The organism is Acidovorax sp. (genome assembly GCF_034519795.1).
In the GTDB taxonomy this organism is placed as follows: Bacteria; Pseudomonadota; Gammaproteobacteria; order Burkholderiales; family Burkholderiaceae_C; genus Acidovorax.
Map to the genome: position 1 here is coordinate 296,901 of NZ_JAXHOB010000031.1, position 10,429 is coordinate 307,329.

The following is a 10,429-nucleotide window of genomic DNA, read 5'->3' on the forward strand; positions in this document are numbered from 1 at the left end:
GGCGGATTCAGGAGGCCGCTTGCGGCGTGGCAACGCCCAGCAGCGCGTGGAGCCTGGGGCTGGTGGTCGTGTACTGCAGGGCCACCTTGTCGCCGCTCAGGGCCTCGGCCGCGGCAAAGGCGGCCAGCGTGGCCTCGTGAAAACCGCACAGTATCAGCTTGCGCTTGCCTGGGTAGGTGTTGATGTCGCCCACGGCATGGATGCCGGGCACGCTGGTGCGAAAGCTGGCGGTGTCCACCACCAGCTGCTTGCGCTCGATGGCGATGCCCCAGTCGGCAATGGGCCCCAGTCGCGGGGAGATGCCCAGCGCGGCGATCAGGCAGTCGAGCGGCTCGCTCGCCGTCTGGCCTTCGGTGTCCACCACCTGCAGGGCGGTCAGGCGCCCGCCCTCGGCGACCACGCCGGTGATCTGGCCCACGATGACCTCGAGGCGGCCCGCGTCGCGCAGGGCCTGCAACTGCTGCAGCTGTTCTGGTGGCGCCTGGAAGGCATCGCGGCGGTACAGCAGGCGAATGCTGGCCGGGGCGTCGGCTTCGGGCAGGGTGGCGAGGGCGATGGCATGGGCCACGGCGGCGTCATCGCCACCATGCACCACCACGCGCTGGCCGGCCACGGCGGTGCCGGCGGGCAGGTGCTGGTAATGCACTTGCGTGCCGACAAAGCGCTCGATGCCATCGACCTTGAGCGTGCGCGGCACAAAGGCGCCTACGCCGGCAGCGATGAACACGCAGCGCGCCAACAGGGCCTGGCCCTGGCTGGTTTCAACGAGGATGCGGCCATCGTCCTGCAGCGCCACGGACGCGACCAGGGTGCCCAGGTGCCAGTGCGGCTTGAACGGGGCGATCTGCTGCAGCAGCAAGGCTGCCAGCTCGCGCCCGCTGCACACGGGCACGCCCGGTATGTCGTAGATGGGCTTGTCGCCATACAGCTCCACGCACTGGCCGCCGGCATGGGGCAGGGCGTCGATCACATGGGCGGTGATGCCCTGCAGACCGAGCTGGAAGACCTGGAACAGGCCCACCGGGCCTGCGCCGATGACCACGGCATCCGTGGCGATGGGAGGAGGCGATGGCGCGAGCGTGGACACCGGGGGATGAAGCGATGCCGCTCAGCGGACCAGTTCGTTGACCTTGCCGGGCTTGCCGTTCCACTCGTCGGCGTCGGGCAGGGCGGGCTTGCGCTTGGTGATGCTCTTCCAGCCGTCGGCAAAGGCCAGCTCGGCGTTGAGCTTGATGAAGGCGATCTGGTCGGCCGGCAGGTCTTCTTCGGCAAAGATGGCGTTGGCCGGGCACTCAGGAATGCACACGGCGCAGTCGATGCACTCATCGGGATCGATGACGAGCATGTTCGGGCCTTCGCGGAAGCAGTCCACGGGGCAGACGTCCACACAATCGGTGAACTTGCACTTGATGCAGTTTTCGGAGACGACGTGGGTCATGACGAGGGTTGTGTGGGTCAGTGAAAACCCTCTATTTTAGGAGCTTTCACCGGCCTTGGGTTGTTGGGCCCCTGGGTCCGGGAAGGGGACTCAGGGGTTTTGGGCCCCCAAAGGGGTTCCCATTGCGAATGCGGATCAGTTGACCAGAACGGCGCCGGCCGTTTTGTGGCTCGCGGTGTCCACCAGGATCAGCGAGCCGAGCACGCGCGCCTGACTGAAAGGGGCCGCGGGCAGGGGCTCCTGCAGCAGCAGTTCCACGTGGCCGATGGCGTTGGGGTCGAGTTGCGTGGCGTCGTCCTCGGCCAGGGTGTTGATGTCCAGGCGGTGCACCACGCGCTTGACCTTGGCCTTGACCCAGCGGTGCCCGTGCAGCGCCCAGTACACGCGGCCGGCCACCAGGGGCTCGTCGTCCATCCAGGCCACGGTGGTCAGCAGCTCGCGGCTGGCGGGCCAGGCCGGCACGGCGGCTGGGGTGTCGAAATCGTCGTCTGCGGCTGCCGCAGCGGGCGTGGGAGCGGCCAGGATCCAGTCGCCGCGCGACACATCCACCTCGCGGTCGAGGATGATGCCGGCGCTCTGGCCCGCGTCCACGCCCACAGGGCGGCGCGCATGGTCGAGCACCTGGGCCACGGTGGCGCTCTGGCCGCTCGGGAAGATCTGCACGGCGGTGCCCGGTGCCACGGCGCCTGCGGCCACGCGGCCCCAGAACACGCGGCGGCCCTGCGAGGTGTCCGACGAGGAAGAGAATTTCTCCACCCACTGTACCGGAAAGGCCAGGGGCAGGCCCGTGTCGGCCGGGGTGTTGGGCAGCTGCTCGAGCACTTCGAGCAGCGTGGGGCCGTCGTAGCCGCACCAGCCGGCGTGGGCGTCCACCACGTTCCAGCCCTTCAAGGCCGACACCGGCACCGTGGCACGCACGGCGATGCCGGCCGCCTCGGCGAACTGTGCCAGGGCGGCGCTGATGTGGGCGAAGGCCAGGGCCGGGTCGGCCACGGCGTCGAGCTTGTTCACGGCGAACACCAGCGAGTGCACGCGCAGCAGGTGCGCCAGCAGCGAGTGGCGGCGCGTCTGCGGCAGCAGCGTCAGTTCGGGGTTCTGCCAGTCGAGCTTGGTCGCATCGACCAGCACCACGGCGGCGTCGGCGCTGCTGGCGGCGGTGACCATGTTGCGCGTGTACTGCTCATGGCCGGGCGCATCGCCGATGATGAACTTGCGCGTTTCGGTGGCGAAGTAGCGGTAGGCCACGTCGATGGTGATGCCTTGCTCGCGCTCGGCCGAGAGGCCGTCGGTCAGCAGGGCCAGGTCGGTCTCGCCGCCGCGCTGCACGCCGGCCAGGTGGTCCTGCAGCACGGCGCGGCTGTCCACCAGCAGGCGGCCGATCAGCGTGCTCTTGCCGTCGTCGACACTGCCGCAGGTGATGAACTTGAGGGCCGAGGCGTGGTTGCTGTCGGCGCTGCTTGTGGCCGGGGCGGTGGCTTGGTGTGCGGTGGTCATCAGAAATACCCGTCCTTCTTGCGCTTTTCCATCGAGGCGTCGCTCGTCTTGTCGTCCATGCGGGTCGCGCCGCGCTCGCTCACATCGGCCGCCAGGGTCTCGATGACGATCTCGGCCGGCGTGGCGGCCGTGCTCTCCACCGGTGCGGTGCAGGTGATGTCGCCCACGGTGCGAAAGCGCACGTCGCGCGTCTGCACCGTCTCGCCTTCGCGTGGCGGTGTGAGTTCGGTCACGGGCATCAACAGGCCCTTGCGGTCCACCACCTCGCGCTTGTGCGTGTAGTAGATGCTGGGCAGGCCGATCTGCTCGCGGTCGATGTACTGCCACACGTCCAGCTCGGTCCAGTTGCTGATGGGAAACACGCGAAAGTGCTCGCCGGGCTGCAGGCGGGTGTTGAACAGCGTCCACAGCTCGGGCCGCTGGGCCTTGGGCTGCCATTGGCCGAAGCTGTCGCGGTGCGAGAAGATGCGCTCCTTGGCGCGGGCCTTCTCTTCGTCGCGGCGCGCGCCGCCGATCAGGGCATCGAAGCGGAATTCCTCGATGGCTTCGAGCAGCGTGACCGACTGGTGCACGTTGCGGCTCTCGCCCGGGTGCGCCAGGCGCACCGTGCCCCGGGCCATCGAGTCTTCCACACTGCGCACGATGAGCTCGGCACCCAGCTCCTTGGCGCGGGAGTCGCGGAAGTCCGTGACCTCTTTGAAGTTGTGGCCCGTGTCGATCATCAACAGCGGGTACGGGATGCGGCCCGCGCCGAAGGCCTTCTCTGCGCACTTGAGCATCACCAGCGAATCCTTGCCGCCCGAGAACAGCAGGGTGGGGCGCTCGAAGGCGGCAGCCACCTCGCGCAGGATGAAGATGGTTTCCTCTTCCAGGGCATCAAGGTGCGAATTGTTCAGGTGGTGGCTCATGTTCTTGTTCTGCAGCAGCGCGGCATCGGTGCGGGCGTTCATGATCGGGTCAGCGGTGAGGTCAGTGGGCGATATGGAGGCCGCATTCGCGGTTCTCTTCGCCCTTGGTGGGGTCCACGTAGTCGAAGTTGTTCGGCAGGCCGTGCTTCTGGCAATACTCGTACAGCTCCTTGGACGACCAGTGCAGCAGCGGCGCGACCTTGATCAGCCCGTCGGGGTTGATGCTCACCGGGTCCATCTGCGCGCGCACGGCAGTATCGGTGGCGCGCAGCGCGGTGAACCAGACCTTGGGCGCCGTCTCGCGCAGGGCGCGGGCAAAAGGCTCCAGCTTCACCTCTTCGGTGAAGGCCGCGTGGCGCGGGTCGTCCAGCCCGGGCGTTGCGCCCTCGACCGCCTCGCGGTGCGCGCGCGAGCGGCGTGGCAGGTAGATCCTGAGATTCAGGCCGAGCTGTTTCGTCACTTCATCGGCAAAGCGGTAGGTGGCTTCGGTGTTGTAGCCGTTGTCCATCCAGACCACCGGCACATCGGGCTGCACGCGGCTGACCATGTGCAGGATCACGGCCTCGAAGGGGCGGAAGTTGGTGGTGACGATGGGGTGCTGGCCCAGGCCCAGGGCCCAGGCGACGAGGCCTTCGGCGTTGCGACCGAGTTCGGCGTTGACGGATGCGAGATCGAATTGGCTCATGGTGTCAGACGGTGGCGGCCTTGTCGGCAAAGATCGGCTTGGGGTTGACCGCGTCGCCCTGGTAGAAGCCAGGGAACATCTCGAACTGGCGCTGCGCGTCCGCTGCGTCCACGCCCTCGCGCAGCACGGCCGACGAAAAGCCCGTGCGCTGCATCTGCACCAGTTGGTCGATCAGCACGTCGCCCGTGGCACGGATGTCGCCCTTGAAACCGCGGCGGCGGCGCAGCAGAAAGGCCTGGCTGAAGGCGCGGCCATCGGTGAAGCTGGGGAAATGCAGGTCCACGCGCTCCACGCCGTCCAGCGCCAGCGCCAGGGCATCGGCATCGTTGGCCAGGGCCACGCTGCGCGGGTCGCCTTCGGCAGGGGCCTGGTGGTCTTGGGATGCAAGTATCTTCATGGGGTGTCCATCTCTTTTCTGGGCGGCGCTCAGGCCGTGGCCTCTTCCTTGTGGCGGGCTGTCTTGGCTGCTTCCTTGAACGGGTCCAGGCCGGCGCGGCGCACGGTGGACTGGAAGGTCTCGCCGCTCTCGCGCAGGTCGCGGTAGGTGCCGAGCACGGCTTCGATCACGTCGGGCACTTCGGCCGCCGAGAACGAGGGGCCGATCACCTTGCCGGCAACCGCAGCGCCCGACAGGTCGGAACCATCGGAGCCGCCCAGCGTGACCTGGTACCACTCCTTGCCGTCCTTGTCGACGCCCAGGATGCCGATGTGGCCGCTGTGGTGGTGGCCGCAGCTGTTGATGCAGCCGCTGATGTGCAGGTCGATCTCGCCGATGTCGTCGAGCTCGTCGAGGTCCTGGTAGCGCTGCGTGATGGCTTCGGCAATGGGCAGCGAGCGCGCATTGGCCAGCGAGCAGAAGTCGCCGCCGGGGCAGGCGATCATGTCGGTGAGCAGTTGCACGTTGGCGCTGGCCAGGCCCAGGGCCTTGGCCTCCTGCCACAGATCGAACAGGCGGCTGGCATGCACCCAGGGCAGCAGCACGTTCTGGTCGTGCGTCACGCGGGCTTCGCCGGCCGAGTACTTGTCCACCAGGTCGGCCAGGGCCGTGAGCTGTTCGCTGGTGGCATCGCCGGGCGACTGACCGGGGCGCTTGAAGGACAGCGTGACGGCGCGCAGCTGTGCATTCTTGTGCGCATGCACATTGCGCTTGAGCCAGCGGCCAAAGGCTACGTGCTCGGCGGCCTGCGCCTGCAGCGATGCGGCCAGGGCGGCGGGGTCGGCATCGGGGATGTCGGCCAGCACGGGCGGCACGAAGCAAGCGGCCACGCGGTCGAACTCGGCCTGGGGCACGGTGTGCGGGCCACCGTCGATCTCCATGATCTGGCGGTACTCTTCTTCCACATCGTCGATGTATTTCTGGCCTTCGGACTTGACCAGGATCTTGATGCGCGCCTTGTACTTGTTGTCGCGCCGGCCGTGCTCGTTGTACACGCGCACGATGGCCTCGATGTAGTTCATGATCTGGTTCCAGGGCAGGAACTCGCGGATCACGGTGCCGATCACCGGGGTGCGGCCCATGCCGCCACCCACGAAGACCTTGAAACCGATCTCGCCGGCCTCATTGCGGGCCATGTGCAGGCCCACGTCGTGCCAGCCGGTGGCCGCACGGTCGTCTGCCGCACCGCTGATGGCGATCTTGAACTTGCGCGGCAAGAAGGCGAATTCGGGGTGCAGCGTGGTCCACTGGCGCAGGATCTCGGCGTAGGGACGCGGGTCGATCAGCTCGTCCACGGCCACACCGGCCAGTGCATCGGTGGTGGTGTTGCGGATGCAGTTGCCGCTGGTCTGGATGCCATGCATGTCCACGCTGGCCAAGAGGTCCATCACGTCGGCCGCCTTGGACAGCGGGATCCAGTTGAACTGCACGTTGGTGCGCGTGGTGAAGTGGGCGCAGTTCTTGGGCAAAAAGGTCGTGCCCAGCAGGCCCTGGCCTTCCATGGCGGCCTTGAACACGGCCGCTTCGGGCTCGTCGTAGTCGCGCGCGATGGTGGCCAGCACGCGCAGCTGGCGGCTGGCGATCTCGCCGTAGGGCACGGCCACGCGCAGCATGGGCGCGTAGCGCTGCACGTACCAGCCGTTCTGCAGGCGCAGCGGGCGGAAGTCGTCTTCGGGCAGCTTGCCCGCCTGCCAGCGCTCGAGCTGGTCGCGGAACTGGCGCGCGCGCTGGTGGACGAATTGGGTGTCGAATTCTGTGTATTGGTACATCGTGGGCTACTACTCAGATCATTATCAATTTGGCGCCTGCCCAGGCCAGCAGGACGGACAGGGCGGAGCGGATCAGGCGCTCGGGCGTGCGGGTGACCAGGCGTGAACCCAGCCAGATGCCCGGCAGCGAGCCAGCCAGCAATTGTGCAAGCAAACTCCAGTCCACCGAGCCGAGCGAGGCATGTCCCAGCCCTGCCACCAGGGTCAAGGGCACGGCGTAGGCGATGTCGGCGCCGATGACGCGAGGCAGCGGCAGCAGCGGGTAGACCAGCAGCAGCACGGTGACGCCGATGGCGCCAGCACCCACCGAGGTGAACGTCACCAGCGTGCCGATCACCGCGCCCAGCAGCACCGGCAGGCTCCAGTGGCGCGGGCGGGTGGCCTGCTCGGCGTTGGCCAGGCGCAGGGCCTGGTCGGCCGCCTGGCGCTGGCGCGAAAAGGCCACCACCTTGTACAGCGTGGCGGCCGCCGTGAGCAGCAGGGCAAAGCCCAGCGTGGTGGTCATGATGCGCTGGGCCTGGGCACTCGCCGGGCCCAGTTCCTTGAGCGCCCACAGCGCCAGGATGGTGGCCGGGATGCTGCCCGCGCACAGCAGGCCCAGCCACGCGGCAGGGCACCAGGCGCTGGTGGGCCATGCGCGCCGTGCCGCCCATCTTGGTGAAGGCGGCGAACCACAGGTCGGTGCCGATGGCCACCGTGGGTGCTTGACACCGAAGAAAAAGATCAGCACGGGCGTCATCAGCGAGCCGCCGCCCACTCCGGTCAGGCCGACGATCGCGCCCACGCCGAAGCCGGCGAGAACGGCGATTGCGTCGAAGGAAGTCCAATCCATGGTGGCGGTGCTCGTTGGGTGACCAGGCGCTCAATGTAGGAAGTGCGGATGGATAGCCAAAGTACATATTTCGACGACTCATATGCCCATTCAGAATATGCATGCTCGTTTCCTGCGTCATCACCGGTTCGCGCGGCCGCCCCTGGAACCGGTGCCGCGGGCGGCACGGGGCCGGGTCCATAGAATCTGGACCGACGCTTTCCCCCTGCCTGCCGCTGCCGCCCGCCACCGTGAACCCTTCGCTTCCGGCTCGCATCTGCGAGCGCACACTCGCATTGAAACCATCGTGGCCTGGAAGTTCAGGTTGGACTGCGGCCCTGGTGGTGGCCGTGCTGGCACTGGCGGGTTGTGCCACCCCGCAGGTGGCCGCGCTGCCGCCGGTGCCCAGCCTGCCCGAAACCAGCCAGCCGGAGGTTCCCGCCACCGTGCCGGATGAGGAGGTGGTGGCGCCGTCCCCGCCGCCGCCCGCGCCACCCCCTCAATCAAGTTCAGACTTCCTGATCCCGGAGGAAGCGAGCTTTGCACATTTACACCAGCGTGTAGATCATTCGAGCGCCCGTGTCGGGATGACAGAAGTCTTGGAGGGTCAAGTCGTTCAAGAGGGCCGAGATGGCTTTGTCGTTAGCTGGGTTGGCCATGCGATGGATGCGGATGGTCAGGGTCTTGGCGAGATCGTCGGGCTCGATATTGGCGCTTGAGACGAACAGTTCGCGGATGAGCGCGCGAGCCTCGGCCTCTTTGGTCAAGTGGCGCCGCAGTAGAGCCACCATGGCAGTCTCGGCACGGTAGGCGATCATCTTCACCGTGTCGGCGAGCATCTTGCTCAGCGGCAGCAACTGAGTGGGTCGCTGGTCCTCGGGCAAGCTGTCGATCGTGACCTTCCTGGGGTCTTCTTGCGCTCCAGGCGAAGCGCTTCGAGCACAGCCCCAGCCGCTTGCATCGCCTCGACGGATTCGGCCTTCTTCTGGATTTCCTTGCCGTCGAGGACGACGCCCTTGGCGACTTGCGCCTGCATCTGTCTTTGGGTGTGACGGGCTTGCCTGATCTCCTTGTCCAGCTTGCGCCAGGCTGGGTTGACGACCTTGGTGGTGCCAGGAAGGCTTTGCGCGCCGTACTCGATCAGCCCATCGATATCGTAGTGCTGCATCATGTAGGCGAAGAAATTTTCCTGGCACCATCTGGCGAACATACGGCCCGCGATGACCGTGGTGCCCAGGCGCTGCGCCGTGGTGACGATGGCGGTCTGGTGCCCGCTCGAAGTCAACCGGCGGACCTCTGTGACCGCCAATGCGGCTTGCTTGCCGAGTTGCGTCTGGCGCATGGCCAGCTTCATGCGCGTGCTGCCGCCATCGGGTATGGCAACGTCCTGTTCAGTGAATTCGCTTTCGGGCCAGGCATCCGAGACGTTCTTGCGATAGGTCAGCGCGCCGATGCGCCGCTGCCAGAGTTGCGTGAGCAGGCTGGGCGTGGCCCCTTCGCGATCGAACACGATGATGAACCGATGCAGCAGGGGATCGCTATCCAGTTCAGCGGCCGTCGGCTGCTGCGGGACGCTGCTCAGCAGTTGCGGCACGATGTCTTTGAGCAAGGTATCGGCCAAGCCTTCGGTGACCGCTTTGGAGACCACGAAGAACGGCCGTCCGACGGCGTCATTGACCCAGTAGTCGGTGGTGCCGCGCAGGCACAGTTTCTGACGTGACACGTAGCGCCGTGGCAGCTTGGCGGTCTCGCCGCTGTAGACCCGGACATGACCGTCGACGTACAGGTAACCCGCCTCTGCGGGATCGTCTTGCATCCATCTCTTGCTGAGTTCCTGCATCCACGCCTGCGGGTCTCCGGTGGCGGCCATCGCCGCGACTTTGGCGCGCAAGGTGCGCACCTCCGGCACGCGGTCCAGGCCAATGACTTTGCCGAGTTCTCCGGGCGGAATGTGGCGCAGCCCCTCGGGGCGACGGATGCGACCCAGTGCCATGAAGCCCAGGACCAGGAGAATGTGCAGCGCGCTGTAGAACCCCTGTGGCAGTGCGAGATGCTTGCCCAGCCCGCTGAGCAGACCGTTGGCGCACAGGGCCGGCAGGCCCGCCAGCAGACCCCCATCTGAACATCCTGGCCGGGCTCGAATCGAGTCGCTGCGCTTTGCGCCAGCCCCATGGCTGCGGCAACTCGTTCGTCGGCGCGCGTGCAGGCCGTCCCCATTGCAGTGGCCACCTGTGCGTCCTCGCGGCTACGTTCGGCCTTGGTGCTGCCGGCGTCCTGGCCGCTCGCTCCATCGATTCCAGCGGCGCGCTTGGGCACTTCCGGCAGTGCCTTGCGCTTGATCGCCTTGCGCAGGGTCGACTCCTCGATGCCGGCACGCCGGGCGACTTCCGCGGGGCGAATGCCGTCGGCCAGCAACCCGGCGCATTCTGCGCTCTTGTCGGCGCTCATGACCGGCGGCCTGGCGCGCTTGGGGGCACGGAAAAAAGCGCTCGACCCTTCCTTGCGATACCGCGAGACCCAGTTCATCAGCGTGCGGTGCGGGATCGTCAAGGGCGCGCCCTCCAGATCGCGCGCCCGCACATGTCCGCTCACCATCAAGCTGGCCAAGATGAAACGCCGGCCCGGTTCATCCCCTTGCGGATGAGAGAAGTAGTTGTCGCCCCCGACAAAGTACGTGACCGAGCCGTCCTTCTCGAGGATGCTCAGCGTCTGACCAATCTTGTGCGATCCGACTGGACAGTCTTCGAGCAGTAGTTGTTTGAACACGGTAGGGATGCCTCCTTGCGCAAAAAGCCACCCACCTATCTGACGGTGACGGCGTGCGCAAAGTGTGCCAAACCCAGTTCATGAAATCGGTCCTCGGCTCGGGTCGAGATCAAGAAGTCTGA

General features: G+C 66.8%; 10 protein-coding genes. All 10 read right to left on the reverse strand.

What is annotated here, in order from left to right; translation table 11 throughout:
* Nucleotides 1-7: 7 nt before the first annotated feature.
* Nucleotides 8-1,087, reverse strand: coding sequence for an NAD(P)/FAD-dependent oxidoreductase (locus U5N23_RS31570; RefSeq protein WP_322596609.1), 1,080 nt, complete (start codon nucleotides 1,085-1,087; stop codon nucleotides 8-10).
* Between the two features lie 21 nt (nucleotides 1,088-1,108).
* A complete protein-coding gene (fdxA, locus tag U5N23_RS31575) occupies nucleotides 1,109-1,438 on the reverse strand; it encodes a ferredoxin FdxA (RefSeq protein WP_322596610.1) in 330 nt (109 codons plus the stop codon).
* A 135-nt stretch (nucleotides 1,439-1,573) separates the two neighbouring features.
* Entirely contained in the window at nucleotides 1,574-2,932 is a 1,359-nt protein-coding gene (locus tag U5N23_RS31580; RefSeq protein WP_322596611.1) for a sulfate adenylyltransferase subunit 1, read from the reverse strand.
* Nucleotides 2,932-3,882 carry a sulfate adenylyltransferase subunit CysD gene (gene cysD / locus U5N23_RS31585; protein WP_322596612.1) on the reverse strand — a complete coding sequence of 317 codons (951 nt, stop codon included), beginning with the start codon at nucleotides 3,880-3,882 and terminating at the stop codon, nucleotides 2,932-2,934. The genes U5N23_RS31580 and cysD overlap by 1 nt, the downstream gene beginning before the upstream one ends.
* Nucleotides 3,883-3,901: 19 nt before the next feature.
* Nucleotides 3,902-4,525, reverse strand: coding sequence for a phosphoadenosine phosphosulfate reductase family protein (locus tag U5N23_RS31590; RefSeq protein ID WP_322596613.1), 624 nt, complete (start codon nucleotides 4,523-4,525; stop codon nucleotides 3,902-3,904).
* 4 nt (nucleotides 4,526-4,529) lie between these two features.
* The gene (locus U5N23_RS31595; protein WP_322596614.1) at nucleotides 4,530-4,922 is read right to left on the reverse strand and encodes a DUF934 domain-containing protein; all 393 of its coding nucleotides are present in this window, start codon (nucleotides 4,920-4,922) and stop codon (nucleotides 4,530-4,532) included.
* Between the two features lie 29 nt (nucleotides 4,923-4,951).
* Entirely contained in the window at nucleotides 4,952-6,730 is a 1,779-nt protein-coding gene (locus tag U5N23_RS31600; protein ID WP_322596615.1) for a nitrite/sulfite reductase, read from the reverse strand.
* Nucleotides 6,731-6,743: 13 nt separating this feature from the next.
* The gene (locus U5N23_RS31605; RefSeq protein WP_322596616.1) at nucleotides 6,744-7,562 is read right to left on the reverse strand and encodes a sulfite exporter TauE/SafE family protein; all 819 of its coding nucleotides are present in this window, start codon (nucleotides 7,560-7,562) and stop codon (nucleotides 6,744-6,746) included.
* Nucleotides 7,563-8,089: 527 nt separating this feature from the next.
* Nucleotides 8,090-8,425 carry a putative transposase gene (locus U5N23_RS31610; protein WP_322596617.1) on the reverse strand — a complete coding sequence of 112 codons (336 nt, stop codon included), beginning with the start codon at nucleotides 8,423-8,425 and terminating at the stop codon, nucleotides 8,090-8,092.
* Nucleotides 8,386-9,747, reverse strand: coding sequence for a putative transposase (locus tag U5N23_RS31615; RefSeq protein WP_416208704.1), 1,362 nt, complete (start codon nucleotides 9,745-9,747; stop codon nucleotides 8,386-8,388). The genes U5N23_RS31610 and U5N23_RS31615 overlap by 40 nt, the downstream gene beginning before the upstream one ends.
* Between the last annotated feature and the right edge of the window lie 682 nt (nucleotides 9,748-10,429).

Coding starts and splice junctions, on each gene's coding strand:
- U5N23_RS31605 (WP_322596616.1), bottom strand. CDS start 7,562: ATGGATTGGACTTCCTTCGACGCAATCGCCGTTCTCGCCGGCTTCGGC.
- fdxA (WP_322596610.1), bottom strand. CDS start 1,438: ATGACCCACGTCGTCTCCGAAAACTGCATCAAGTGCAAGTTCACCGAT.
- U5N23_RS31600 (WP_322596615.1), bottom strand. CDS start 6,730: ATGTACCAATACACAGAATTCGACACCCAATTCGTCCACCAGCGCGCG.
- cysD (WP_322596612.1), bottom strand. CDS start 3,882: ATGAACGCCCGCACCGATGCCGCGCTGCTGCAGAACAAGAACATGAGC.
- U5N23_RS31580 (WP_322596611.1), bottom strand. CDS start 2,932: ATGACCACCGCACACCAAGCCACCGCCCCGGCCACAAGCAGCGCCGAC.
- U5N23_RS31590 (WP_322596613.1), bottom strand. CDS start 4,525: ATGAGCCAATTCGATCTCGCATCCGTCAACGCCGAACTCGGTCGCAAC.
- U5N23_RS31595 (WP_322596614.1), bottom strand. CDS start 4,922: ATGAAGATACTTGCATCCCAAGACCACCAGGCCCCTGCCGAAGGCGAC.